Source organism: Stenotrophomonas sp. 93052_Sma, assembly GCF_056481145.1.
On sequence record NZ_CM151134.1, the window covers coordinates 3,617,582 to 3,644,152 of the forward strand.

17 protein-coding genes, 5 pseudogenes and 1 riboswitch are annotated in these 26,571 nt (G+C 66.6%); of the genes and pseudogenes, 10 read left to right on the plus strand and 12 right to left on the minus strand.

Going from position 1 to position 26,571, the window contains the following annotated elements; translation table 11 throughout:
- Positions 1 to 25: 25 nt before the first annotated feature.
- A pseudogene (locus ACZK2V_RS17055) lies at positions 26 to 1,274 on the minus strand (DUF819 family protein).
- Between the two features lie 134 nt (positions 1,275 to 1,408).
- Here ACZK2V_RS17055 and ACZK2V_RS17060 point away from each other — a divergent pair.
- The gene (locus ACZK2V_RS17060; protein ID WP_049401346.1) at positions 1,409 to 1,798 is read left to right on the plus strand and encodes a VOC family protein; all 390 of its coding nucleotides are present in this window, start codon (positions 1,409 to 1,411) and stop codon (positions 1,796 to 1,798) included.
- Positions 1,799 to 2,013: 215 nt separating this feature from the next.
- On the opposite strand, the pseudogene ACZK2V_RS17065 reads toward ACZK2V_RS17060, so the two are convergent.
- Together ACZK2V_RS17065 and ACZK2V_RS17070 are read right to left on the minus strand one after the other, a co-directional pair.
- A pseudogene (locus tag ACZK2V_RS17065) lies at positions 2,014 to 3,296 on the minus strand (sensor histidine kinase).
- The gene (locus tag ACZK2V_RS17070) at positions 3,283 to 3,996 is read right to left on the minus strand and encodes a response regulator transcription factor (protein WP_049421248.1); all 714 of its coding nucleotides are present in this window, start codon (positions 3,994 to 3,996) and stop codon (positions 3,283 to 3,285) included. Before ACZK2V_RS17070 ends, ACZK2V_RS17065 begins: the two are co-directional and overlap by 14 nt.
- Before the next feature lie 130 nt (positions 3,997 to 4,126).
- On the opposite strand from ACZK2V_RS17070, the gene ACZK2V_RS17075 reads away from it, so the two are divergent.
- The 4 genes and pseudogenes from ACZK2V_RS17075 (at position 4,127) to ACZK2V_RS17090 (ending at position 10,933) form a co-directional block, all read left to right on the plus strand.
- Positions 4,127 to 5,830 carry an ArnT family glycosyltransferase gene (locus ACZK2V_RS17075; protein WP_486322607.1) on the plus strand — a complete coding sequence of 568 codons (1,704 nt, stop codon included), beginning with the start codon at positions 4,127 to 4,129 and terminating at the stop codon, positions 5,828 to 5,830.
- Between the two features lie 111 nt (positions 5,831 to 5,941).
- Positions 5,942 to 6,709 carry a phosphatase PAP2 family protein gene (locus ACZK2V_RS17080; protein ID WP_154264165.1) on the plus strand — a complete coding sequence of 256 codons (768 nt, stop codon included), beginning with the start codon at positions 5,942 to 5,944 and terminating at the stop codon, positions 6,707 to 6,709.
- Entirely contained in the window at positions 6,706 to 8,352 is a 1,647-nt protein-coding gene (locus tag ACZK2V_RS17085) for a phosphoethanolamine transferase (RefSeq protein ID WP_486322608.1), read from the plus strand. Before ACZK2V_RS17080 ends, ACZK2V_RS17085 begins: the two co-directional genes overlap by 4 nt.
- 617 nt (positions 8,353 to 8,969) lie before the next feature.
- Positions 8,970 to 10,933, plus strand: a pseudogene (locus ACZK2V_RS17090) (M2 family metallopeptidase).
- Positions 10,934 to 11,052: 119 nt separating this feature from the next.
- Here ACZK2V_RS17090 and ACZK2V_RS17095 read toward each other — a convergent pair.
- The 3 genes from ACZK2V_RS17095 to ACZK2V_RS17105 form a co-directional block, all read right to left on the minus strand.
- A complete protein-coding gene (locus ACZK2V_RS17095; protein WP_201117058.1) occupies positions 11,053 to 11,445 on the minus strand; it encodes a hypothetical protein in 393 nt (130 codons plus the stop codon).
- A gap of 82 nt (positions 11,446 to 11,527) precedes the next feature.
- Entirely contained in the window at positions 11,528 to 12,424 is an 897-nt protein-coding gene (locus tag ACZK2V_RS17100; RefSeq protein ID WP_100473587.1) for a siderophore-interacting protein, read from the minus strand.
- 141 nt (positions 12,425 to 12,565) lie between these two features.
- Complete coding sequence (locus tag ACZK2V_RS17105; protein WP_201117060.1) at positions 12,566 to 13,792, minus strand: multidrug effflux MFS transporter; 1,227 nt, start codon at positions 13,790 to 13,792, stop codon at positions 12,566 to 12,568.
- Between the two features lie 299 nt (positions 13,793 to 14,091).
- A riboswitch (glycine riboswitch) is annotated at positions 14,092 to 14,194 on the plus strand.
- A gap of 62 nt (positions 14,195 to 14,256) precedes the next feature.
- Here ACZK2V_RS17105 and gcvP point away from each other — a divergent pair.
- Positions 14,257 to 17,124 (plus strand): aminomethyl-transferring glycine dehydrogenase, encoded by a 2,868-nt coding sequence (gene gcvP, locus ACZK2V_RS17110; RefSeq protein WP_201117062.1) that lies wholly within the window; start codon positions 14,257 to 14,259, stop codon positions 17,122 to 17,124.
- Positions 17,125 to 17,216: 92 nt separating this feature from the next.
- Here the strand turns inward: gcvP and ACZK2V_RS17115 are convergent, their stop codons facing one another.
- The 4 genes and pseudogenes from ACZK2V_RS17115 to ACZK2V_RS17130 all read right to left on the minus strand — a co-directional run bounded on the left by ACZK2V_RS17115 (position 17,217) and on the right by ACZK2V_RS17130 (position 19,899).
- A complete protein-coding gene (locus ACZK2V_RS17115) occupies positions 17,217 to 17,345 on the minus strand; it encodes a VOC family protein (RefSeq protein ID WP_486322609.1) in 129 nt (42 codons plus the stop codon).
- A complete protein-coding gene (locus tag ACZK2V_RS17120; RefSeq protein ID WP_486322610.1) occupies positions 17,318 to 17,626 on the minus strand; it encodes a VOC family protein in 309 nt (102 codons plus the stop codon). Before ACZK2V_RS17120 ends, ACZK2V_RS17115 begins: the two co-directional genes overlap by 28 nt.
- A gap of 103 nt (positions 17,627 to 17,729) precedes the next feature.
- Entirely contained in the window at positions 17,730 to 19,097 is a 1,368-nt protein-coding gene (locus ACZK2V_RS17125; RefSeq protein WP_014038111.1) for an amino acid permease, read from the minus strand.
- Positions 19,098 to 19,178: 81 nt separating this feature from the next.
- A pseudogene (locus ACZK2V_RS17130) lies at positions 19,179 to 19,899 on the minus strand (PAS domain-containing protein).
- A gap of 115 nt (positions 19,900 to 20,014) precedes the next feature.
- Between ACZK2V_RS17130 and ACZK2V_RS17135 the strand changes: the two are divergent.
- Both ACZK2V_RS17135 and ACZK2V_RS17140 read left to right on the plus strand, forming a co-directional pair.
- Positions 20,015 to 22,103 (plus strand): annotated as a pseudogene (locus ACZK2V_RS17135) (catalase).
- Between the two features lie 22 nt (positions 22,104 to 22,125).
- The gene (locus ACZK2V_RS17140) at positions 22,126 to 22,617 is read left to right on the plus strand and encodes a hypothetical protein (RefSeq protein WP_049421237.1); all 492 of its coding nucleotides are present in this window, start codon (positions 22,126 to 22,128) and stop codon (positions 22,615 to 22,617) included.
- Between the two features lie 9 nt (positions 22,618 to 22,626).
- On the opposite strand, the gene ACZK2V_RS17145 is transcribed toward ACZK2V_RS17140, so the two are convergent.
- Positions 22,627 to 23,367 carry an alpha/beta fold hydrolase gene (locus tag ACZK2V_RS17145; RefSeq protein ID WP_154353151.1) on the minus strand — a complete coding sequence of 247 codons (741 nt, stop codon included), beginning with the start codon at positions 23,365 to 23,367 and terminating at the stop codon, positions 22,627 to 22,629.
- Positions 23,368 to 23,507: 140 nt separating this feature from the next.
- Between ACZK2V_RS17145 and ACZK2V_RS17150 the strand changes: the two genes are divergently transcribed.
- Both ACZK2V_RS17150 and ACZK2V_RS17155 read left to right on the plus strand, forming a co-directional pair.
- Positions 23,508 to 24,047, plus strand: a complete 540-nt coding sequence (locus tag ACZK2V_RS17150) for a hypothetical protein (RefSeq protein WP_005414174.1) — start codon at positions 23,508 to 23,510, stop codon at positions 24,045 to 24,047.
- Positions 24,048 to 24,061: 14 nt separating this feature from the next.
- Positions 24,062 to 24,352, plus strand: coding sequence for a hypothetical protein (locus ACZK2V_RS17155; protein WP_044570698.1), 291 nt, complete (start codon positions 24,062 to 24,064; stop codon positions 24,350 to 24,352).
- 89 nt (positions 24,353 to 24,441) lie between these two features.
- On the opposite strand, the gene ACZK2V_RS17160 is transcribed toward ACZK2V_RS17155, so the two are convergent.
- On the minus strand, positions 24,442 to 26,568 hold the full coding sequence (locus ACZK2V_RS17160; protein WP_486322611.1) for a methyl-accepting chemotaxis protein: 2,127 nt from the start codon (positions 26,566 to 26,568) through the stop codon (positions 24,442 to 24,444).
- Positions 26,569 to 26,571: the final 3 nt, after the last annotated feature.

Genomic DNA, 26,571 nt, shown 5'->3' on the forward strand with positions numbered 1-26,571 from the left:
AGCGTGACGCCAGGACGGCCCGAACTCAGCCGGTCGCCATCCACTTCAGGATCAAACCGGTGACGTAGGCCAGGCCGGTGCCGGTGGCATACCCCACCGTGCCCAGCAGCACGCCCACCGGGGCCAGCGTCGGATGGAACGCCGCGGCCACCACGGGGGCCGAAGCGGCTGCGCCGATGTTGCCCTGCGAACCGATCGCGAAGAAGAACAGCGGCGCGCAGCAGCTTGGCCACCACCCACAGCACCAGCACATGCGTAGCCATCCAGATCGCGCCGAGCAGGAACAGCCACGGCCGATCCAGCAGCGACAGCAGGTTCATCTGCATGCCGATGCAGGCGATCAGGAAGTACAGGAACACCGTGCCCAGCCGCGAAGCGCCTGCCGCTTCCAGCCGGCGCGCACGGGTGAAGCTCAGGCCCAGGCCCATCGCCGTGGACAGCAGGATCACCCAGACGAACTGGCTGTCGAGGCTGAACTGGCTGGCCCAGCTGACATTGGCCTTGAACCAGCCCGACAGCGGCGCGGCGATGGCGTGGGCCAGGCCGACGCCACCCAAGGCCACGCCAACGATCACCATCAGGTCGGTCATGCTGGGAATGCGCGCGTTCTGTGCCTCGTAGGCGCTGATGCGTGCCTTCATCTCGTCGATGGCACGGGTGTCGGCACCGTTGCGGGTGTCGATCTGCTGCGCGCGGTTGGCCAGGAACAGCAGGATCGCCATCCACAGGCTGGCGCAGGCCACGTCGACCACCGCGAACTGGCCGAAGGTGGTGGCATCGGTGCCGAACACTTCGCGCATGGCGACCATGTTGGCGCCGCCGCCGATCCAGCTGCCGGCCAGCGCGGCCATGCCGGCCCAGGTATCACCGGCCACGGTTTCCGGGTGGATCAGCTTCATCAGCTGGAATGAAACGATGGCGCCGAGCATGATGCCGGCGGTACCGGCGCAGAACACGACCAGCAGCTTCGGGCCGAGCTTGATGACGCCCTTCAGGTCGATCGAAAGCGTCAGCAGGACCAGCGCGGCGGGCAGCAGCACGTCACGCGCGACCGGGTTGTACAGCGAGGTGTTGTGGCCATCGATGACACCGGCGGTGTTGTAGACGGCGGGGATGAAATAGCACAGCAGCAGGGCCGGCACCCAGGCGAAGATCTTCTTCAGCAGCGGGGTTGGACCACTGGCGGCCCAGAAGATCAGGGCCAGGGTGGCAGCAATCAGGCCCAGTCCAACGATGTCGTTGCTGATCAGGGCAGTAGCGGGTTCGGTCGGCATGGGATCCTCTGTCGATCGAAAGAGCGGAGAAAAAAAAAGCGCCGCATAAGGCGGCGCAGATCGAGATTAACATTGTCTTCACGCCCGGTCATGCTGCAGTGCCGACACCCCCCATCCCGTCAGGGAGCCCACTCATGCAGCTTGGTGCCTTTTCGGTCAGCCTCTCGGTGAAGGATCTCGCGGCCTCCCGTGCCTTCTACGAAGCCCTGGGCTTCTCGGTCACCGGCGGCGATCCGGCACAGAACTGGCTGGTGATGCGCAGCAACGGCACGGTGATCGGGCTGTTCCAGGGCATGTTCGAGGGCAACCTGCTGACCTTCAACCCCGGCTGGGACCAGCACAAGCAGGAACTGCCCCACTTCCAGGATGTGCGTGAGCTGCAGGCAGAGCTGGATACCAGGGGCATCGAACTGGCGGTCCGCACCGATCCTGATGGCCAGGGTACGGGCTATCTGCAGTTGGCCGATCCCGACGGCAACGTGATCCTGATCGACCAGCACGTGGCGCGACCGAACGGGCGTTGAAGCGGACAGCCATTGCCTGGGTGGGCGTCGACCTTGGTCGACGAACGGCATGCCAACCAAGGTTGGCATCTACCAGAGCACGCCCAGCCACCGCCAGGGCATGCCAACCAGGGCTGGCATCTACCAGGACACGGACAGCCACCGCCTGGGTAGGCGTCGACCTTGGTCGACGAACGGCATGCCAACCAAGGTTGGCATTTACACGAACGGCTGGATCAGCGCGGTCGCGAGGCACTGAAATCGAGCGTGACACGCGTGCCACGCGGCTCGCAGGGCTGCAGCTGCAGGGTCCATCCGAGGTGCTCGCACAGCCGCGCGATCAGATCCAGTCCGATGCCGCCGCCACGATCGGCGCGTTCGCCACGGGCCATCCGCGCATGGATCGCCGCGATCTCTTCCGGGCTCATGCCATGTCCCGGGTCCTGCAGGGTCAGCACCGCCGATGAACTCAGGCGCAATTCGATGTGGCCACGGCCACTGTTCTCGATGGCGTTGCGCAGCAGGTTGCCGATCGCTGCCTGCACCACCGCCAGCGGCGCGACGATGTCCACCGGTGCGGCCTGGATGCCGATGCTCAGGTCCTTGTCGCCCAGCAGGTGGCGATGGTCGTCGACGATCTCCGGCAGCAGCTGGTCCAGCGCGATGCGCTCGGCACGCGCCGCCAGTCGCGCCGGATCACGCGCCAGCACCAGCAGCAGTTCGATCAACTGCTCCACACTCTGTGCGGTGCGCAGTACCCGCTGCATCTGCTGGCGCGCGCTCGGGCAGGCCCGGTTGCTCCAGCGCCAGTTCGGCGGCACCGGTCATCACCGCGATCGGCGTGCGCAATTCGTGGCTGGCGGTGCTGATGAAGACCCGCTCGCGTTCGACGAACTGCTCGTTGCGGTCCAGGTAATCGTTCAGCGCATTGGCAATGGTGTGCAGCTCTGAGCTGCCGCGCGGGTCGACCTCGATGCGCTGCCCCTGCACGCCCGGCCTGAGCGCGGCGATGTGTTGTGCCAGCAGGCTCAGCGGACGCACCATCCGCTCCATGCCGAACGAAGCCATCAGCACGGTAACGAAGATCATGATCACCCCGGCCAGCATCACCCAGCGCGTGGCGAACTGTTCCAGGTCATGGAAGTCGGAGATGTCCAGTACCAGCGCGACCCGTCCCATCGACTGGGTTTCACGCACCATCACCGCCGTCTCGCGGCCCTTGACCATTACGCCGTCGTGCAGCCCTGGATGCAGGGTACGCAGGCTATCGGGAAGGTTGACCGCGTCGAAGCGGTACAGGCTCAGCGTGTCCGAATCCTGCCAGCGATAGTGCGGTTCGTGCTCGACATGCTCGACGATGCTGTCGAGCTCGGAGTTGAGCAGCGCGCCAGGCAGCATGCTCGGCGTGCTCGTGCACGTAGTTGCCGACGCTGAACACCGCGATCGACAGCAGCGCCAGATAGCCCAGCAACCACCACACCACGCGCCTGTACAACGGCCCCGGCTTACGCGCCCTCATCAGCATTCCTGCCGGCGTCGGCCCCCTCCACTACCGCCAACCGGTAACCCACGCGCGGCAGGGTGTGGATCAGCTTCTCGGCGAACGGACCGTCAACGCTGCGACGCAACTCGTAGACATGCGAACGCAGCAGGTCGCCATCCGGCGGCTCGTCACCCCACAGGGCGAACTCCAGCTGCTGTCGCGTCACCGCACCCGGGCTGGCCCGCATCAGCACTTCCAGCAGTTTGCGGCAGGCCGGGTACAGGTGCAGCACCAGGCCCTCACGCTGGGCCTCCAGCGTCGCCAGGTCCAGCACCAGATCGCCCACCTGCAGGCGCTTGCGCGGGTTGCGGCCCTGCGCACGCAGCAGCAGCGCTTCCAGCCGCACCTCCAGCTCGGGCAGGGCAAACGGCTTGGTCAGGTAGTCGTCGGCACCGGCGCGGAAACCGGCGATCTTGTCCGGCAGTTCATCGCGCGCGGTCAGCATGATCACCGGCACCTCCGACGCGTGCTCGGCACGCAGCCGGCGCAGCACTTCCGGTCCCTCCATGCGCGGCAGCATCCAGTCCAGGATCACCGCATCGTAGGGGTGGCTGCCGGCCAGGTGCAGGCCGGTGATGCCATCCGGGGCCACGTCCAGCACATGCCCGCGCGACTCGAAATAGTCGAACAGGTTGGCCACCAGCTGGCGGTTGTCCTCGATCACCAACAGACGCATGCACGAAACATCCACGGAAGTTCGTACCATGGTAGCGCCGCCCATGTCGGAATGCGGTCGTCCCGCCCCCTTCTGACGCTTTTCCCACCCCCGCCACCTCAGAATGGCCGTTTTGCTCCCGGAGCCTGCCGTGCCCGTAGCCCTGCCCCGCCGTTGGCGCCTGCCCCTGTTGTGGCTGCTGATCATTGCTGCATTGGCAGCGGGCATCGGCCTTCGGCAGCCGCAGCCACCGGACGAGCCGCGCTTCGTGCTGGCCGCACGGACCATGGTCGAGAGCGGGCAATGGCTGCTGCCGCATCGTGGCAGCGAGCTGTATGCCGAGAAACCTCCGGTGTTCATGTGGCTGCAGGCTGCCGCCTACGAGGTGGTCGGCAGCTGGCAATGGTCGTTCCTGCTGCCGTCATTGCTGGGCGCCCTGCTGAGTCTGTGGCTGGTGTCGGATCTGGCACGGCGGCTGTGGTCGCCGCGGCATTCCATCTACGCCCTCGCGGCGCTGTTCTGCACCCTGCAGTTCGGGCTGATGGCCAAGCGTGCGCAGATCGACATGGTGCTGGTGGGGATGACCACCGTCGCCCTGTGGGGCTTGATGCGGCACCTGTGCGAACGTCGCAACCTGCCCGCGCTGTGGCTGGCCGGTTTCGCCGCCGGCCTCGGCACGGTGACCAAGGGCGTGGGTTTCCTGCCGCTGCTGCTGGTGCTGCCCTGGTTCGGCTGGTGGCTGTACCAGCGCCGTCGCGGGCACCGTGTGGAGGGTCCGCACCCGGCAACGCTGCTGTGGTTGATCCCGGCGTTCCTGCTGGGCGTGGGCGTGTGGCTGGCGCCGCTGGGCTGGGCCCTGCTGCATACGCCCAGCGCCGAACTGCAGGCCTACGCGCACGAGCTGTTGTTCAAGCAGACCGGCACCCGCTACGCCAATGCCTGGCACCACCGGCAGCCGGCCTGGTACTACCTGCAGGTGATCCTGACCCTGTGGCTGCCGGGCAGCCTGCTGCTGCCGATGCTGTTCAAGCCCTGGTGGCGCCGCATCCGTCGTGGCGATCGCCGCCAGTGGCTGCTGCTGGGCTGGGCCGTACTGGTACTGGTGTTCTTCAGTGCCAGCCCGGGCAAGCGCGAGGTGTACCTGCTGCCGATGCTGCCGGCGATGGCACTGGCCGTGGCGCCGCTGCTGCCCGGCCTGCTGCGCCGCGTGTGCGTGCGCCGCTACCTGTTCGGCTACAGCGTGGTGCTGATGCTGGCCACCGGCGTACTCGGCGTGATGCTGATGACCGAGCACCCATGGGCGTTGGCGCAACTGCAACGCCGCGCCATGCCCGAGACGTTGCTGCCGGTGCTGGGCGATGGCCTGCTGACCTTCGCCATTGCCCTGGCCACGCTGATCGTGTGGCTGCGGGTACGCCGTGCCGCGACGCTGGTACTGCTGACCCACGGCATGCTGTGGATGCTCTACGGCCTGGTGCTGATGCCTGCCCTGGACCCCTTCGCTTCGGCGTCGGCACTCATGCGCCGGGTGGGCGCGCGAATCGGACCCGACGCCGAACTGGCGCTGGTGGCCTGGCGCGAGCAGAACCTGTTGCAGGCCGACCGGCCGGTGCGCGAGTTCGGCTTCAAGCGGCCCTGGGCCGAGCAGTGGCACGACGCCGGCCCGTGGCTGGCCGAGGCACCGGACAAGCGCTGGCTGCTGGTGCTGGACGATGCGATGAGCCCGTGCGTGGACCCGGGCAAGGTGATCAATATCGGTATTGCCAACAGGAATCGCTGGCAACTGCTTCCCGGTACCGCGTGGGACGCGGAATGCCACGCCGAACGGGCCGGCGCGACCGCTGAAGAAGACTGAACGCTGACCCGTGCCGGGCAAGCATTAACCCGGCACGAACGAGCGTCCGACCCTTCTCCGACATCCAGGTGACGAGCATGGCCGCGGATTCCCGACCCGCCCTTTCCCAGCATGCCCGTCCGTCCCCTTGATTCGGTAGCGCCGCTTGCGACATCGCCACTGGCGTCAAAATTCGCCGTAACTCACCTTTGGCTGCCTGTCGCAATCGGTCTGCCCGTGTTTACGCTGCTGATGGGTTTCGGCGGCGACCAATGGGTGGCCGATCACCTGTTCCGCCTTGAGGGTGGCCATTGGGCGCTACAGGACGCCTGGGTCACCCGCACGGTGGTGCACAAGGCCGGCAAATGGCTGAGCACGGCTGCTGCGCTCGTGGCGATCCTGCTGTGCTTCCACCACTGGCGAAAGGGTCGCGATCGCACCCTGCGGTGGGCGCTGCTTTATGTCGTGATTGCCATGGCCCTGGGCACGGGTGTGATCTCCCTGCTGAAGTCGCTGGTGCCGATGGAATGCCCCTGGGACCTGCTGCGCTACGGTGGCCACCAGCCGTTCATCGGGCTTTTCACGGCACGCCCCGCAGGCATGACCGCACAGGCCTGCTTCCCGGCCGGCCACGCCAGCGCGGGCTATGCATGGTTGTCCCTGTACTTTTTCGCCTTGCTGTGGCGCCCTTCATGGCGCTGGGCCGGGTTGTGGATCGGCCTTGGCACCGGCCTGGTATTCGGCGTGAGCCAGCAACTGCGGGGCGCGCATTTCCTTTCGCATGACGTTGCTACTGCGTTGATCTGCTGGCTGCTTTCGCTGGGCCTGTATCTGATCGTCAAACGCGTCCTGGCCCGCCGTCAGCTGGACCGTCCCCACTGCCAGGAGGCAAACGCATGAGTGCATCGGTCCAACGCCCCGCCCGCCTTCCCGCGTTGGCGAACCTTCGCCGCTGGCGGCCGCAGCTGTCCACCGAAGCACTGATCACACTGACCAGCCTGTTCTTCGCAGTGGCCGGCAATGGCCTGTTCTGGCACAGCGCGATGGCCAGCCATCCGGGCAGCCTGCGCTACGCGCTGTCGCTGCTGCTGTTGCTGCTGGGTGCGCACGGCGTGCTGCTGGGCATCCTGGTCTGGCGCTGGAACGCCAAGGTGGTGATCAGCCTGTTGCTGCTGGTGACCGCATTCGCTGCGCATTACATGAGCCGTTACCACATCTACCTAGATGCGGACATGCTGCGCAACGTGCTGGCGACCGATCCCAAGGAAAGCCGTGAGCTGATGACCGTGTCGCTGCTGTGGCCGGTGCTGTTGCTGGCAGTGCTGCCGATGGCGGTGCTGTGGCGCGTGCAGCTGCGCCGCCGCAGCTGGGGCCGCAGCCTGCTCTGGCGCGTCGGCTTCCTGGTCGTGGCGGCAGTGACCGCGGTGGGCGGTGCATTGATCTCGTTCCAGGATGTCTCGGCACTGATGCGCAACCAGCGCGAAGTGCGCTACCTCGCGACACCGGCCAACGTGCTGCTGGGCATGCCGCGTGCACTGCGCGGTGACAACCCGGTGCAGCGCGCCGAAGCTGCCGATCGGCACCGATGCCAAGGCCACCCCGCCGCGCCGGCAAGCAAGCCGCGCCTGCTGGTGATCGTCATGGGCGAGACCGTGCGCGCGCAGAACTGGGGGCTCAACGGTGGCCGCAACACCACCCCGGAACTGGCCCAGGCCAGTGTGGTCAATTTCCCGGACATGCATTCGTGCGGCACCAGCACCGAGGTTTCGCTGCCGTGCCTGTTCTCGCCATGGGGCAGGCACGACTACGACGAGAAGAAGATCCGCGCGCACCAGTCGTTGCTGCACGTATTGAACCGTGCCGGTATTACGCCGCTGTGGCGTGACAACCAGTCCGGCTGCAAGGGCGTGTGCGAAGGCCTGGACTTCCAGTCATTGTCCGATGCGACCACCCCGGGCCTGTGCGCTGACGGCCGCTGCATGGACGAAATCCTGCTGCAGGACCTGGCCACCCAGGTACGTGCAAAGCCGGGCGACCGCGTTGTGGTGCTGCACCAGCTGGGCAACCACGGCCCGGCCTACTTCGAGCGCTACCCGCCCGCGTTCCGCCGCTTCACCCCCACCTGCGATACTCGCGACATCGGCCGCTGCTCGCGCGAAGAGATCACCAACAGTTACGACAACGCCGTGCTGTACACCGATCACTTCCTGACCAAGACCATCGGCACGCTGCAGGGCATGCAGGACTACGACACGGCGATGATCTACCTGTCCGACCACGGCGAGTCGCTGGGCGAGAAGGGCCTGTTCCTGCATGGCGTGCCCTACGCCATCGCGCCGGCCGAGCAGACCCGGGTACCGATGACGATGTGGTTCTCGCAGGGCTTCGCCAGCAGCCGCGGGCTGGACCTGCAGTGCGTGCGCAAGCGTTCGGCGGCCTACACCGACCATGACAACCTGTTCCCGTCGGTGCTGGGCCTGATGCAGGTGAAGACCTCGCTGTACGAGCGCGACCGCGACGTGTTCGCCAACTGCGAGGGTTGAGGGTTGTTTGGCAGGGCTTGCAGCCCTGCACCCGCGGTAGTGCCGGCCGCTGGCCGGCAGCCTCGACAGCAACAGCAACAGCAACAGCAGAAGCTGGCTATCCGTGGGTTGGCGGGGTGGGTCCGGTTGCGGGGGACGCCGTAAATACATGCCTGTAGGCTCGGTCGCGCCATCCATGGCGCTCACGCCCCCGCAACCGGACCCACCCCGCCTTCGACAGTTTTCCGCGATCTGATGGAACGGCCTTGGGGTCAGATCCGTTTTCCGGAGGAAACCGGATCTGACCCCAGATTCATTTCGATATCTGACAGATGTGTCGACCAAGGTCGACACCTACCCACAGCACACGGAATCTGTCGGAGGTGGGGCGGTGTCGGAGTGCGGGGTGTCAGCCGCATGGATGCGGCTGCCAAGCCTACAGGGACGTACTTGCGGCGTCCCCGCACTCCGACACCGCCCCGCCAAACCACGGAATACCCGCTTCTGACGTTGACGTTGCTTGAAGGCTTCGGCAGGTGCAGGGCGCAGCCCTGCCGAACCCAACCGACTTCCGCCACTTGCGGTGGCAGCGACGGCCCACTAGCCTTCGGCCGTCGTTCACCACCCAAGGACCTCCCGTGAAACACCGTCATCTCCTGCTGGCCTCGGCAATCGCCGCCGCCACGCTGGCCCTGGCCGCCTGCAAGAAGGAAGCTGCGCCAGGCACTGATACCGCCAGCAGCAGCGCCCCGGCCGGCGAAACCGCCGACCAGTTCGTGGCCCGCATCAATGCCGAATTCAAGGCCGCCTACCCGGAGATGACCTCGGCGCAGTGGCTGTCCTCCACCTACATCAACAGTGATTCGGAACGCATCGCGGCCAAGGCCAACGAGCGCTCGCTGACCCAGCTCAACAGCTGGATCGAACAGGCCGCCAAGTTCGACGGCAAGCCGATGAGCGAGGACAGCAAGCGCGCGATCCACCTGCTGAAGCTGATGTCCTCGATGCCGGCACCGCGTGACCCGGCCAAACTGGCCGAGCTGACCCAGATCGCCACCCGCATGGAAGGCAGCTACGGTGCCGGCAAGTACTGCACCGATGCCAACGATCCCAACTCCTGCCGCCAGCTGGGCGAGCTGGAGCAGGTGCTGGCACGCAGCCGCGATTACGACAAGCAGCTCGACGCCTGGCAGGGCTGGCACAGCACCACCAGGAGCATGCGCGGCGACTACCAGAAATTTGTCGGTCTGGTGAACGAAGGTGCCAAGGGCATGGGCTTCACCGATGCCGGCCAGATGTGGCGCAGCGGCTACGACATGCCGCCGGAGCAGATCGGCCCGGAAACCGATCGCCTGTGGGAACAGGTCAAGCCGATGTACGAGCAGCTGCACTGCTACGCACGCGGCAAGCTGGACAAGACCTACGGCAAGGACAAGGCCGAAGTAGGCAACGGCCTGATCGCCGCGCACCTGCTGGGCAACATGTGGCAGCAGGACTGGTCGAATTTGTGGGACCAGCTGGAGCCGTATCCGGGTGCCGGCAGCCTGGACATCACTGCAGCGCTTGAAAAGCAGTACCAGACTAACCTGAGCGCGGCGCTGGCCAAGGCCGGCAAGGATGCCAACGTAGCGGCGCAGTACAAGGCACAGCGCGAGGCCGAACTGCGTACCGCCAGGCAGATGACCGAGCGCCACAGGACTTCTACGTGTCGCTGGGCATGCCGTCGCTGCCGCAGTCGTATTGGGAAAAGACCCAGTTCATCAAGCCCGATGACCGCGACGTGGTCTGCCACGCCAGTGCCTGGGACATGAACATGGAAGGCGACGTGCGCACCAAGATGTGCATCAAGCCGAACGAAGAGAACTTCACCACCATCTACCACGAGCTGGGCCACATCTATTACGACCTGGCCTACAACCCGCTGCCGCCGCTGTTCCAGGGCGGTGCCAACGATGGCTTCCATGAAGCGATCGGCGACACCATCGTGCTGGCGATGACGCCCAAGTACCTCAGCTCGATCGGCCTGGTTGATGCGCCGACCGAAAGCCGCGAAGCGGTCATCAACAACCAGATGCGCATGGCGCTGTCGGGCGTGTCGTTCCTGCCGTTCGGGCTGATGATCGACCGCTGGCGCTGGGGCGTGTTCGATGGCTCGATCACCGCCGACAACTACAACAAGGCGTGGTGGGACCTGAAGGCCAAGTACCAGGGCGTGGCGCCGGCCAGCACCCGTGGCGAGGAGTTCTTCGATCCGGGCGCGAAGTACCACGTGCCGGGCAACACCCCGTACACCCGCTACTTCCTGGCGCGCATCCTGCAGTTCCAGTTCTACAAGGGCCTGTGCGACGCGTCCGGCTACAAGGGCCCGCTGCATGAGTGCACCTTCTACGGCAACAAGGAAGCCGGCCAGAAGTACTGGGCGATGCTGAGCAAGGGTGCCAGCCAGCCGTGGCAGGCCACGCTGAAGGAGCTGACCGGTACCGACAAGCTCGATGCCGGCCCGATGATCGAGTACTTCACCCCGGTCAACGAGTGGCTGAAGCAGCAGAACGAAGGCCAGATGTGCGGCTGGCAGGCCAACGCGGCCCCGGCGGCGAAATGAAAAAAGGGGCGAATCCGAAAGGATCCGCCCCTTTCCGGTAATGCCGGCCGCTGGCCGGCAACTACGCGATGAAGACCCAACGGGCAGCCGGCCAGCGGCCGGCTCTACCGAAAGGCCTGTCAGCTGTTCTTCTTCGCCGCCATCGCTGCAGCCAGTTCGGCCTTGAATTCCTCGAAGGTCTGGCCCTTCTCTTTCGCTTCGGCCTGCGCGGCATCGCGCAGCGCATCGGAGTACATCAGGCGCACTGGTGTGCCGTTGCGCTCGTGCAGTTCACCGGCCTGCATGATCAGCGCCAGTACCTGCGCGGCAGAATCACTGTGGCCGGCGATGCGGCCATCCATGCCCAGCACCCATTCGCCGTCACGGCGCACGACACCGGCCAGCAGGGTGCGCTGCGCGTCGCGCAGTTCGGCATGCGGCTCCACCGGCGAGGCCTGGGCAGCGGCCTTGTTGGCGGCCTGCTTTTCCTGGCGACGGCGCTGGTCGCGGCGGGTCTTGGAGCTGGTGGACATGGTGCGGTACCGCTGCGAGGGGGGCGCAAGGATAGCGCACCCCGCCCGCAGCGCTGCTTCACGCGTGCTCGATCCAGTATGGTCAGTCCAGCACCTTGCCGTGCCGCCAGTAGCCCATGAAGGTGATCGCGCGGCGGTCCAGCCCGCAATCGCGCACCAGGTGGCGGCGGATCGCCATCACTGCCCCCGCCTCGCCCGCCACCCAGGCGTACAGCGGCCCGGCCACGCGGGTATCGGCCTGCTCCCAGAGGATCTGCGTATCGACGTCGATCTCCTCCAGCGCATCGCCGGCAGCCACACCCGAGGCCGCGGCCAACCTTGCCTGGACTGCCTGCAGCAAGGGCTGCCCGTACGCCGCCTGCCCGCGCGGCAACCAGACCAGCTCGGCCGTGGCCGGCGCCTTCAGGGGAACCGCATCACCGGCCTGCGCCACTTCCAGCAGGGCCAACGTACGCGGCGGATCCACCATGGCCGCCAGTTCCTCGAGAATGCCGGCCACGGCCGGCAGCGCGGTCTCGTCAGCCACCAGCAGCACCTGGCCAACGCCGGCCGGCGGCTTCCATTCCCAGCCCTCGCTGCTGTCGGCGCAGTCGGCATCCGGGGCCAGCAGCACCACACGGTCGCCCGGCCGTGCATGCATGGCCCAGCGCGAGGCGGGGCCGGTCACGCCGTGGATGACGAAATCGACGTCGACCTCGCCCTGCTCGGCGCGCAGCTGGCGGATGGTGTAGGTGCGCATCGGCGGGCGCTGGTCGTCCGGCAGGGCCCGATAGCGTGGATACCAGTCCTCGCCGCTGGGGACCTGCGGCACCTCCTGGCCGGGCAAGGGGAAGAACACCTTGATGCGCTGGTCCGGGCCTTCGGTCTTCATCCGCGCCACGTCGGCACCGGTGAACACCATGCGGTCCAGGGAAGGGGAAAGAACGCGGCGCTCCTTCAGCGCCACCTCGAACAGGCGGTAGGTCTGCTGCGCAGCCATGGGGGAACCTCATGCAACGACATCGGATTGGCTGGCTGTCGTGCACCCGTGCACCGGCTGGCTGGAGTGCCCAGCCTAGTCCGGTGGTTTCCCGTCGCAAGCGCTGCCGGCGTCGCGGCCTGCCCTATCCCTGCACGCTGCTCAGTGACTCGTGCAGACTGCCTGCGCCGCGCGTTCACGCTGGTGTTCCCAGTACCAGAACACGAAACCAGCACCGAAGAACGCGGCCTGGCCCAACGCCAGGTGCAGCGGGCTGGCGCTCAGCAGCGGCGATACCACGCCGGCCACCACGGTGCTGATCATCAGCTGCACGAAGGCCTGCAGCGACGAGGCCAGGCCGCGCTGGTGCGGGTACATGTCCAGCACCGCCAGCGCCAGGATCGGGAAGATCAGCGCCATGCCCATGCCGCCCAGGAAGATCGGCAGCACCGCCCACGGCAGCACGAACTGCGGGGCCAGCGCCACGTAGCCGACGTTCAACAGCACCGACAGCGCGCACAGGCCGAAACCGATGGCGACCTGGCGGGTGGGCGTGGTGTGCCCGGCCATGCGCCCTGACAGGAACGAACCAGTGGTCATGCCGCCGATGGTGGGGATGAACAGCCAGGCGAAGCCGCCCTCGCCCAGATGCAGATGCTGCATCACGAACACCGGCGCCGAGGAGATGTACAGGAAGATTCCACCGAAGCCGATGCTGCCGGCCAGCGCCAGGCGCAGGAAGCGCGGGTTGAAGCCGATGCGCAGGTAATCACGCATCAACGTGCGCGGCGACAACGGCACGCGCGCTTCAACCGGATGGGTCTCCGGCAGGTAGCGCGCAGTGGCCGCCAGCAGGACCAGCCCGAACACCACCAGGAACCAGAAGATCAGCGGCCAGCCGGCGCCACTGAGCAGGATCCAGCCACCGATGATCGGTGCGATGGCCGGGGCGATGCCGAACAGCATCGACACCTGGCTCATCAGGCGCTGCGCGTCGTGGCCATGGTAGAGATCGCGGATCACCGCGCGGCCAACGATCATGCCGACACCCGCCGACAGGCCCTGCAGCGCGCGGAACGCCAGCAGCGTGGTGAGGTCGGTGGACAGCGCGCAGCCGACCGAGGCGCCGACGAACACCACCAGGCCACCGAGGATCACCCACTTGCGGCCCCAGGCATCGGACAGCGGGCCGTGCGCCAGGCTCATCAGGCCGTAGAACAGCAGGTACACGCTGATGGTCTGCTGCACCGCCACTTCGTCCACCGCCAGGCGCTGGGCCAGCTGCGGGAACGCCGGGAAGATGGTGTCGATCGAGAACGGACCGAACATGGCCAGACCGGCGAGCAGCAGGGCCATGCGGCGGGTGGAGGGAGCAACAGCGGCGGTCATGGGGAAGGCGTCCGGCAGGGCCATGCGCGGCACGCACGGCGGGCGCCGGTCCCCTTCTGCAGGGACGGCGCCAGATGAATTCGGGTATCCACCCATCATAGGTGGGGATTGCGCCCGATGCCATGCAGCGGTGCACAAAACGCACGGACGGGCCATCGGCCATTCAGGCGCGGCGGCCATGCCTGGAGGCGGCCGGCGGGCCCGCAACGGGCTATAATCAGCGGGCAACACGGTGGGAGAAGCGGAACACCGCTGCCGAAGGCGCAACGCCCGTAATCGCTCAGGCCCGATACCACCCGTAACAGAACTCTGGAGAGACCGGTTCGATCCGGCGCCGAAGGGGCACGAAGCTGCGGTCCGCCGCGCTTTTAAACTCTCAGGCAAAAGGACAGAGGGGCGCCCCGCAGACCGCCGACCGGCGGCTTGTGCCCGTGCGTGTGCCCTTTCCTGACGGATCCTTCGCCATGTCCCAGAACACCCCTTCCCTGCGTGAGCTCGAGCACCACAATGCGTTCGTCGAGCGCCACATCGGCCCCAACGACGCCGAGATCGCGCAGATGCTCGATGTCGTCGGCCACGCGTCGCTGGATGGCATGACCGATGCCATCGTACCGGCCAAGATCAAGTCGCCGGCGCCGCTGGCGCTGCCGGAGTCGATGACCGAAGTGCAGGCACTGGCGAAGATCCGTGCGATCGCCGACAAGAACACCGTGCTGCGCAGCTTCATCGGCCAGGGCTACTACGGTACCCACACGCCGAACGTGATCCTGCGCAACATCCTGGAAAACCCGGCCTGGTACACCGCCTACACCCCGTACCAGGCGGAAATCTCGCAGGGCCGCATGGAAGCGCTGATCAACTTCCAGACCCTGTGCGCCGACCTCACCGGCATGGAAATCGCCAACGCCTCGCTGCTGGACGAAGCCACTGCCGCCGCCGAAGCGATGACCCTGGCCAAGCGTTCGGCCAAGTCGAAGTCGGACACCTTCTTCGTGCACGACGCCGTGCACCCGCAGACCTTGGAACTGCTGCGTACCCGCGCAGAACCCATGGGCATCGTGCTGCGCGTCGGCACCCCGGCCGAAGCACTGGAAGCGGAAGCCTTCGGCCTGCTGCTGCAGTACCCGGACACCTTCGGCCAGGTCGGCGACTACAAGGCGCTGGTCGACGCCGTGCACGCACGCGGCGGCCTGGTGGCCGTGGCCACCGACCTGCTGGCCCTGACCCTGCTGGCCGCCCCGGGCGAATGGGGCGCGGACATCGTGGTCGGCAACAGCCAGCGTTTCGGCGTGCCGTTCGGCTTCGGCGGCCCGCACGCCGCGTTCATGGCCTGCCGTGACGCCTACAAGCGCTCGATGCCGGGCCGCCTGATCGGCGTCTCGGTCGATGCCCAGGGCAACCCGGCCTACCGCCTGACCCTGCAGACCCGCGAGCAGCACATCCGCCGCGAGAAGGCCACGTCCAACATCTGCACCGCACAGGTGCTGCTGGCGGTGATGGCCTCGATGTACGCCGTTTACCACGGCCCGGACGGCCTGACCCGCATCGCCCGCCGCACCCATCGCCTAGCCTCGATCCTGGCCGCCGCGCTGCGCAACGCCGGCGTGCAGGTCGGTGGTGACTTCTTCGACACCCTGCATGTCACCGGCGTGCATGCCGATGAGATCCACGCCAAGGCCCGCGCCGCCGGCTACAACCTGCGCGCGATCGACAGCGACTCGGTCGGCATCAGCCTGGACGAGACCGCCACCCGCGCCGACGTGGTCGCGCTGGCTGCCGTGTTCGGTGCCCAGGCCGACGTCGACGCGCTGGATGCCAGCACCGCCGATGCACTGCCGGCCGGCCTGCTGCGCCAGTCCGCGTTCCTGACCCATCCGGTGTTCAACACCCACCACAGCGAGCACGAACTGCTGCGCTACCTGCGTTCGCTGGCCGACAAGGACCTGGCGATGGACCGCACGATGATCCCGCTGGGCTCGTGCACCATGAAGCTCAACGCCACCGCCGAGATGATCCCGGTGACCTGGCCGGAGTTCTCGCAGATCCACCCGCTGGTGCCGGCCGACCAGGCGCTGGGCTACAAGGAACTGATCGACACGCTGGAAGCGATGCTGGTGGAATGCACCGGCTACGACGCGGTCAGCCTGCAGCCGAACTCCGGCGCGCAGGGCGAGTACGCCGGCCTGCTGGCGATCCGCGCCTACCACCGCTCGCGCGGCGAAGACCACCGCGACATCTGCCTGATCCCGGACTCGGCGCACGGCACCAACCCGGCCTCGGCGCAGATGTGCGGCATGAAGGTGGTGGTGACCAAGACCGATGCCAACGGCAACGTCGACGTGGAAGACATCCGCCTCAACGCCGAAAAATACAGCGACCGCCTGGCCGCGATCATGATGACCTACCCGTCCACGCACGGCGTGTTCGAGGAAGAGGTGGTGGAGATCTGCGAGATCATCCACAAGCACGGTGGCCAGGTGTACACCGACGGCGCCAACATGAACGCCCTGGTTGGCGTGGCCAAGCCGGGCAAGTGGGGTTCGGACGTTTCGCACCTGAACCTGCACAAGACCTTCTGCATCCCGCACGGCGGTGGCGGTCCGGGCGTCGGCCCGTGCGCGGTCAAGGAGCATCTGGCCCCGTTCCTGCCAGGCAAGCTGGGTGACAACGGCCCGGTCGGCATGGTCAGCGCAGCCAGCTTCGGCAGCGCCTCGATCCTGCCGATCAGCTGGATGTACATCGCGATGATGGGCCGCGACGGCCTGCGCAAGGCCACCCAGGTCGCGCAGCTCAACGCCAACTACATCGCCAAGCGCCTGGCCCCGCACTTCAAGACCCTGTACACCGGCCGCAACGGCCTGGTGGCACACGAGTGCATCCTGGACGTGCGCCCGTTGGAGAAGACCAGCGGCATCGGTGCCGAGGACGTGGCCAAGCGCCTGATCGATTTCGGCTTCCACGCCCCGACCCTCAGCTTCCCGGTGGCCGGCACGCTGATGGTGGAGCCGACCGAGAGCGAATCGCTGCACGAACTGGATCGCTTCATCAACGCGATGATCCAGATCCGCGAGGAAATCACTGCGATCGAAGACGGCCGCCTGGACCGCGAGGACAACCCGCTGAAGAACGCGCCGCACACTGCCACCGCAGTGACCGCCAGCGAGTGGACCCACGCCTACCCGCGCGAACTGGCCGCCTTCCCGCTGGCCAGCCTGAAGCAGAGCAAATACTGGCCGCCGGTGGCGCGTGTCGACAACGTGTACGGCGACAAGAACGTGATGTGCGCCTGCATCCCGGTCGATGCCTACAAGGATGATGAAGTCGAGGCTTGATTCCTCACTGCATCGGCAACGAAAACGGCCCGCGCGAGCGGGCCGTTTTCGTAAGGGCGCGTGGACCAAGGCCCGCACCCACAAACATCGGATCACGGGTCAGGCATCTGCCCCAGGCTCAACTGCCATGACACGCCGAAGCGATCCTGCACCCAGCCGTAGCGGTTGCTGAAGTCATAGTCGCCCACCGGCATCAGCCAGTGGCCGCCCTCGCCCAGCACGCGCGCGGCGCCTCGAACTGCTCGGCGCCGGAGCACTCGACGAACAGCGAGATCGACGGGCTGAAGGTGAAATCGTGCACGTCCAGGCTGTCAAAGCACAGGTAGTGGGTGCCACCGAGCAGGAAGATGGCCTGTCGGACCTGCCCGGGCACGCCGGCACCGGCGCCGTCCGGATGGCGCTGCATTGCCAGCAGGCGGAAATCGGCGAAGGCCTCGGCGTACAGGGCCAGGGCGGCCTCGGCCTGGCCGGTGAACATCAGGAAGGGGCGGCTGCGCAGCATGCGGTACTTCTGGTCGACGGGCCGCGGACGGCCCACACGATCAGGATGGCACGGCGGATGTGCAGCCCCCGTGGTAGTGCCGGCCGCTGGCCGGCAGCTTCAGTCACGCCTCGCGCATGCGCCGGGCGATGGCGCTGCTGGCGGCGATCGTGGCAGTCAGTGCCACCATCGACAGGAACTGCAGGCGGGTGTGCGACTCGCTCAGCAGCAGGCCGAAGATCAGTGCCAGGATCGCCAGCGCGCAGCAGGTCAGCCACGGGAAGCCGGCCATGCGGAACGGCAGGCGGGTACCCAGGCGATCCGCGCGGCGACGCAGCACCAACTGCGACACCAGCGACAGCGTCCACACCAGCAGGCAGGTGGAACCGACGATGTTCAGCAGCACCGGCAGCACCCGGTCCGGGAACAGCAGCTCCATCACCGTGGCGGCGAAACCGAACAGCACGCTGGCCAGCACGGCGATCACCGGCACCTGGCGCGGATCGGTCCAGCCCAACACGGCCGGCGCTTCGCGGCGCTGCGCCAGCGAATACATCATGCGCGAGGCACCATAGAGGTTGGCATTGAGCGCCGACAGCAGCGCGATCACGGCGATCAGGGTGATGGCCGTACCCGCGCCCGGGATGCGGGCGATATCCAGCACGGCGGCGAACGGCGACTTCAGTGCCTCGCTGGTCCATGGCACCACAGCGATGATCACGCTCAGCGAGCCGATGTAGAACACCAGGATGCGCCAGGCCACGGTGCGGATGGCACGGGCGATGCTGCGCTCGGGATCTTCGGTTTCGGCCGCCGCCACGGCTACGATCTCGGTACCGCCAAAGGCAAAAACGACAACCAGCAGCGCCGCACCGATTCCGGCCAGGCCCTTCGGTGCGAAGCCGCCGTGCTCGGTGAAGTTGCTCAGGCCCGGCGAGGTCACCTGCGGCAGCCAGCCCATCAGCAGCGCCACACCGATGGCGATGAAGGCCAGGATCGCCGCCACCTTGAGGATGGCGAACCAGAATTCGAACTCGCCGAAGTTCTTCACCCCGAGCAGATTGATCGCGGTGAAGAACAGCATGAAGGCCAGCGCCGCCATCGGTACCGGTATCGCCGGCCAGACCGTGGCAAGAAGCCCGGCCGCGCCTACCGCCTCGGCGGCGATCACGATCACCAGCTGCACCCACCACAGCCAGCCCACGGTGGCGCCGGCGGTGGCTCCCATGGCATCAGCGGCGTAGACCGAGAACGCGCCACTGGTCGGCTTGGCCGCCGCCATCTCGCCCAGTGCGTTCATCACGATGATCACCAGCGCACCAGCGACCAGATACGACACCAGAACCGCCGGGCCGGCCGCCTGTACACCCACGCCCGAGCCGAGGAACAGGCCGGCGCCGATGGCGCTGCCCAGACCCATCATGATCAGCTGGCGGGGCTTGAGCGAGTGCCCGAGGCGGGACGGCGAAGCGGTCGGAATCGAGTTGGGCATCGGCGGGGCTGGCGGCGGCTACAGGGGCGACACCTTACCCTGTCCCGTGCCCACGGGGATAGGCACAGCGCAGCAGGCGGCTCAGGCCAGCGCCGGCTCGCCGACGTTGCCACCAATACGGGCCCGGTAGGCGCGCGGCGAGAAACCGGTTTCAGCCTTGAACTTGCGGGTAAAGGCGCTCTGGTCGCTGAAACCGCAGGCCTGGCCGATGCAGGCGATGCTGTCGTCACCGTGCAGCAGGTGCATGGCCATCTGGATCCGCAGTCGGGTCAGCACCTGCTGCGGGGTCATCTGGAACACCTTGCGGAAGCTGCGCTCCAGCTTCGACAGCGAGAAGCCGGTGATGTCCAGCAGGGTCTGCATGCGCACGTTCTCGGCGTAGTGCGCATTGAGGTGGGCCAGGGCCAGCCGCAGCTGCTCGTACTGGGTGCCCAGGCTGTCCTTCTGGCCGAGGTCGCGGGATATGCCGATCAGGCCCTCGATGGCCCCATCGACCACCAGCGGGCGCTTGCAGGTCAGGCACCAGCCCGGTTCGCGGTTGGCGAACAGGTGGAGCTCCATCAGGTTCTCGATCACCTCACCGGACAGCACGCGGGCGTCCTGGTCGACGTAGTCCGCGCTGAGGCCGGTCGGGTAGATTTCAGCCGCGGTACGCCCGATCACGTCCTTGCGCGCGCAGGCCCAGCCGCCGCAGCATGGTCTGGTTGACGTGGGTGTAACGCCCCTGAAGGTCCTTGATGAAGAACAGCACATCCGGGATGGCGTCGAACAGGGCTTCGATGTCGGCGGGCTCGACTCGCATGTGGCAAGCATACCCGAGCCTGCTTTTGCCTGTACGTTCACCTTTGCCGGACCTCGGTTTAACGGGCTCGGTTCCAGTGTCGTGGTTCTCTTCAGATCCTCCGGAGCCAACGTCAATGGCCGCCAGCAAGCCGACCGGCAAGCGCGCAACCACCCACGCTGAAAACCAACACCGGGGCAACGGTGATGAACTGCACCAGCAGGCCGGGGGCAGCCATCCGGTGATGACCACCGATCAGGGCATCCCGGTGGCGGACAACCAGAACTCCCTGCGGCAGGGAACCCGGGGGCCCACGCTGCTGGAGGACTTCATCCTGCGCGAGAAGATCACCCACTTCGATCACGAACGCATTCCCGAGCGCATCGTGCACGCACGTGGCAGCGCAGCACATGGCTACTTCGAATTGACCCGATCGCTGAAAGCGCATACCCGCGCGCATCCTGACCGAGGTTGGCGTGAAGACACCCGTGTTCACCCGCTTCTCGACCGTGGCCGGTGGCGCAGGTTCGGTGGACACCCCGCGCGACGTGCGCGGCTTCGCGGTGAAGTTCTATACCAGGGAGGGCAACTGGGACCTGGTCGGCAACAACATCCCGGTGTTCTTCATCCAGGACGCCATGAAATTCCCGGACCTGGTGCACGCGGTGAAGATGGAACCGGACCGTGCCTTCCCGCAGGCCGCATCGGCCCATGACACGTTCTGGGACTTCATTTCGCTGATGCCCGAATCGATGCACATGATCATGTGGGCGATGAGCGACCGCGCCATACCGCGTTCGCTGCGGATGATCGAAGGCTTCGGTGTGCACAGCTTCCGCCTGCTGAACGAGGCCGGCGAGTCAACGTTCGTCAAGTTCCACTGGCGGCCCAAGCTGGGTATCCAGTCCACGGTCTGGGACGAAGCGCTGAAGCTGCAGTCGGCCGACAATGACTTCCATCGCCGCGACCTGTTCGAGGCCATCCAGCGCGGCGACTTCCCGGAATGGGAACTGGCGGTGCAGTTGTTCACCGAAGAAGACGCCGACGCATTCCCGTTCGATCATCTGGACCCGACCAAGATCATTCCCGAATCGCTGGTGCCGTTGCAGGTCATCGGGCGCATGGTGCTGGACCGCTGGCCGGACAACTTCTTCGCCGAGACCGAGCAGGTGGCTTTCTGCCCGGCCAACGTGCCACCGGGCATCGACTTCAGCAACGACCCGCTGCTGCAGGGGCGCCTGTTCTCCTACCTGGACACCCAGCTGCTGCGCCTGGGCGGCCCGAACTTCCACCAGATCCCGGTGAATGCGCCCAAGTGCCCGTTTGCCAATCATCAGCGCGACGGCCACATGCAGATGCAGGTTCCCAAGGGCCGGGTGGCCTACGATCCCAGCTCGCTGCAGGACGACACACCACGCGAGACCCCGAGCGGCTTCCGTAGCCACGCCACCGCGGACGACGGTCGCAAGGGGCGGACCCGCGCGGAGAGCTTCGCCGACCACTACAGCCAGGCGCGCATGTTCTTCCGCAGCCTTGAAAAGCCGGAACAGGCCCATCTGGCATCGGCGCTGGTGTTCGAGTTGTCCAAGGTGGAAACGCTGAAGGTGCGGGTGCGTACCGTCAGCCACCTGCGCAATATCGACGACTCACTGGCACAGCGCGTGGCCGACGGGTTGGCGTTGGCTGCACTCCCCGCCCCCGCGCCGACTGGCACCCCGGTGCGGGACATGCCCCCCGCTCCCGAGGTACGCGTGATCGGGCGCAACAAGCCTACCCTGCAGGGTCGCTGCATCGGCATCCTTTTCGATGAAGGCTCCGAGGCTCGCATCATTGCCAGCCTGAGCAAAGCAGCCAGGAAAGCAGGTGCAGACGTGAAGCTGGTCGCACCAAAAGTGGGAGGCGCCACGCTCAGTGACGGCAGCGTACAGGCCGCCGATGGGCAACTGGCCGGCACGCCATCGGCCGTGTTCGATGCGGTGGCCGTGGTGCTGAGCGTAGAGGCATCAAAGGCGTTGTCGAAAGAGAGCGCTGCCCTTGAGTTCGTCAGCCAGGCGTGGGCGCACCTGAAGGCCATCGCCAGCGATGCGGGCGGCCAGACGCTGCTGAAGGCGGCAAGGGTCGGCAACGACGCCGGCATCGTCGAAGCGGAAGACGCCAAGGCATTCCTGGCGACGGCCGCCACCCGCCAGTGGGCACGCGAACCCAAGCTGCGCCTGCTGGCCTGACTACAACAACAGGAGAACTGTCATGCCCCGTGGTGACAAATCCGCATACTCCGATAAACAGAAGCGCCAGGCCGAGCACATCGAGGAAAGCGAGCGCGAGCGCGGTGCCAGCGAAGGCACGGCCGAGCGCATTGCCTGGGCGACCGTGAACAAGCAGGATGGTGGTGGCAAGCGTAGCGGCAGCGCGCGCAAGGGTACGAAGAAGGCGACCACCAAGAAGGCGGCCAAGAAGGCGCCTGCCAGAAAGTCGGGCACAAAGAAGGCCACGACCAAGGCGACGGCGGCGAAGAAGGCACCTGCGAAGAAGACGACAGCCAGGAAGGCGGCGGCAAAGAAGGCACCGGCTCGCAAGACAGCCACAAAGAAAACCGCAGAGAAGACAGCGGCGAAGAAGGCCGGTACAGCCGCCTCGCGCAGTGCTGCAGCGAAGAAGGCGGCGAAGACACGTGCGGCGAAGAAGACCGTGCGCAAGGTGGCGGCGAAGAAGGCCGCGCGTACCCGCGCGCGCGGCTGAGTCCTTCGATCAGGGCGACAGCGTCCTCATCCACGCGGCAACTTCGGCTGCGGCTGCGTCAGCGCGTGCCTGCAGCAGCAGATGCGGTCCTTCCAGCGAAACATGCCGGGCATCCGGCAAAAGGGCCTGCAGTTCTGCCACACTGGGCGGCCACAGCAGGCGGTCATGGCACGCGTGCAGGCACAGCGTCGGCACGTCGATTGCCGGCAGCAATGCGCGTACGTCGACGCGCAGGGTCGCTGCGGCGCGTTGCCGCAATGTGGCCGCCGGAATCCGGGCCAGCACATCGCGCAGCATCGACAGGTGCTCGCGGGTGCGCCACCGCCCCAGCAGCAGGCGCGCCAGCAACGCCACGGGAGGCAGAGGCCAGGCCGGCGTCAGCAGGGCTGCGCTGGCTGCCGGCAATGGCACCGGCCGACGCGCAAAGGTCGCGGCAAGCACCAGTCCGCGCAGCCCGGCGGGCTGTCGCGTGGCCAGTTCAACCGCCAACGGGCCCGAGAAGGACTCGGCAAGCAGGATGAAGGGATGGCCGGGCAGCTGCGACCACAGCCGTTGGGCCAGCGTGGCGTGATCCTGCCCTCCCTGCGCAGGCAGCGTAATCGCCTGCGTCGTCAGCCCATGAGCCTGGAGTGCTGACAGAAACGGGATCGACAGCCTGCCGGAGCCATCCAGCCCGGGCAGCATCAGCACGTGCTGCGGCGTGGGTGATGCTGAATCACAGCCCGGCTTTTCCTCGCTCCCGATTCCCATGTCACCTCCTTTGCTGGCAAGCATCGCCCACATCGGCAGGCAGCGGCACCTCTGCTCCGGCTCTCCTGCTGCTTTCCCGGTCAAGGTTGAGCGATACTGCCCGCTCTGCCGCGGGACGCGGCTGCCAAGGAGAGCCTCTGATGCGATGGACCTACGCGCTGGCCATGATGGCCATGATGCTGCCACTGAACAGTTCCGCCAACGATGGCTGGATAAACGGGGCAGGCAAGGCGATGCCGGAGACCGATGCCATGAAATCCAGCGGTGGCTTTGCGGCATCGCTGCTGGTCACCTCCGATGCCGACTGGCAGGCCAAGTGGGAGACCCCGCCAGAGACCACTCCCGGTTTTACCCAGGCCGACGAAGTCCACCCGGGCGGTGAATTGTTCCTGCTGACATTCCTGTCCAACCCGCAACTGGATGAGAACCGCGTACCCAAGGTGCACTGCGATCTGCGCATGCTGCGCCCGGACGGCACTACCAGCATCGACGAACGCGATGTTCCCTGTTTCACCGCTGCCCTGCCCGGCCCGCCAACCCTGTTGTACATGACCAACCTGCACCTGAAGTTCGTGGCCGAGGCCAGTGATCCGAAAGGCACGTGGACTGCGCAGGTGGTGGTCAGGGATCTGCTGCGGAATGTGAGCCTGCCTCTGCAGGCTCACTTCGACGTCCGTTGAACGGAGGCATGCGGATGAAGATGCGGCGATTACTGAGCTGGACCGGTCTTGCGCTTTGCGTGGTCTACCTGCTGTTGACCGCATGGCTGGTTCACGGCGCGCAGTCGGACGCGGACCCGAAGGGGGCCTATATCCTGATGTCGCTCCCCATCACCCTGCAGTCTGCTGCACTCGATGCCATCGGCGCAGGCAGCCTGCTGTACGGCAAACCTTGGTCGACCGCGTATGCAGTACTGGTTCCGCCAACACTGCTGTTGCTGTACGCAGCCGGCTGGCTGATCGAACGCGCCGCGGGCGGCCGCTAGCCAGCGGCACCGACCGGTTGCGTGCATGCGGTGCCCTGCATGCGGGGCATCGCATGCAGGGCGTCATCCAACATCCAGTCGCAGGTTGCTTACGCCGCCTGCGCAGGCACGATGGGCATGCGCGCGCCCTGCTCCACCTTGAACACCGCCACCGACGTGGTCAGCGCATGCGCCTGTTCCTCCAGCGCGCGGCTGGCGGCAGTGGCTTCTTCCACCAGCGCAGCGTTCTGCTGGGTCACCTGGTCCATCTGCACCACCACCTGGTTGACCTGCTCGATACCGGCGGCCTGTTCCTTGCTGGCCGCTGCGATGTCGCTCATCAGCTGCGTGGTGCGCGAGCTGGCCTGGGCCACGCGGGCGATCGCGGCTTCCGATTCAACGGTCACCGCCAGGCCACTCTTCACCTTGGCAGCAGCGTCTTCGATCAGCTCCTTGATCTCCTTGGCGGCGACACCGGCACGCTGTGCGAGCGTACGTACCTCGCTGGCGACCACGGCAAAACCACGGCCCTGCTCACCTGCACGCGCGGCTTCAACCGCAGCATTCAGCGCCAGGATGTTGGTCTGGAACGCGATGCCGTCGATCACGGTGGAGATTTCCGAGATGCGTGCCGAGGACTGATCGATCTCACCCATCACCGACGCCATCTGCGCCATCGCCTGCTCGGTTTCGCGTACGGCGGCACCGGCGGCATGCGCTTCACTGTCGGCCTGACGAGCGAGCTCGGCATTCTGGCGCACAGTCGAGGTCAGTTCCTCCATCGATGCGGCGGCTTCTTCCAGGTTGGCGGCCTGCTGCTCGGTGCGGCGCGACAGGTCGTTGTTGCCGGCAGCCAGTTCCTGCGCCGCGTTGTTGATGCTGTCGGCGGCCACCTGGATGCCACGCACGATGCCGGTCAGCTGCGCGGTGGTGGTGTTGGCGTCGTCACGCATGCGGGCGAATACACCGTCGTACTCGCCGTCCATGCGTGCAGTCAGGTCGCCGTGCGAGATCGCACGCAGCACATCGGAGACATCAGCGATGCTGGCCTGCGAACTGGCCATCATGCCGTTGAGATGCTCGACCATCGCCTTGAACTGGAACTGGAACGCAGCGGCATCGCCACGCATGCTGAAATCACCGGCGCGCGCGGCCCGGGCCAGTGCATCGATCTGCGCGTTGATCGCCATCAGGCTCTGCTTCACTGCCGCCAGAGTGCGGGTCAGAGTGCCCTTCTCGCCCGGGTAGTCCGGCAGGTCGCGGCTGAGGTCACCGATGGCGTAACGCTGCATCACTTCAGCCATCAGCAGTTCCACCTGCACGTGCGATTCGACCAGGCTGTTGGTGGCCTGCACCATGCGGCCGAAATCGCCGGGGAAAGCGCTGGCGTCCATGCGGTAGCGGATCGCACCCGCCTCGTGCTGTTCGGCCATCTGCAGCTGTGCGCCGATCGCCGCCTGCACGCTCTGCCGCACGCTGGCCATGGCTTCACCCAGCTGGGTCAGTTCATCGCGGCCGCCAAGGCGGAACTCCTGGTCCAGCTGGCCCTTGGACAGGCGTTCGGCCAGGTTCACCGCGCGGGCCAACGGGCCGGTCAGGCTGCGGCCGATCATCACCGAGGCACCGATGCCCACCAGCAGCGCGACGCCGCCCAGCACCAGCAGCTGCAGCAGGCTGCGCTCGCCCAGGCGGATCGCCTCGGCGGCCGCCTCACGGCTTTCCTTCTCTTCGAAGTCCACGCCATCGGACAGCGCCTTGTTCCAGCCGTTGGCGGCTTCCTGCACCGGGCCCAGGGTCAGCGCCACGGCGCCCGGGTAGTCGCCCTGCTCCATCAGTTCGCTGGTCTGCTTGTTGAGCGGGCGCGCAATGGCACGCTTGGCGGCGATGGTTTCGGCAATGGCCTTGCCGTCGGCGTCGCTGGGCAGCGCCTGATAGGCGGTCCAGCTGGCCTCGTAGCGCTTCACCAGATCGGCGATGCGCTGCTCGTCGTGGCCACGGTCGTCGCCCTGGCGGATCAGCATCTCGCGACGCACCACCATCATCTGGTTGTTGGCATCGAGCATCTGCGACAACAGGCGCACCTTGGCTACGCTGACGTCGACCACCTGCTGCATCGCGCGCTTCTGCACGACACTGGCGGTGGCGCCGGTGGCCACCACGGCGGCAACCAGCAGCAGCAACAGGCCAAAGCCCAGCCCAAGACGCCAGGCAACCCTGACGTTCCTCAAGTAGTTCATGGG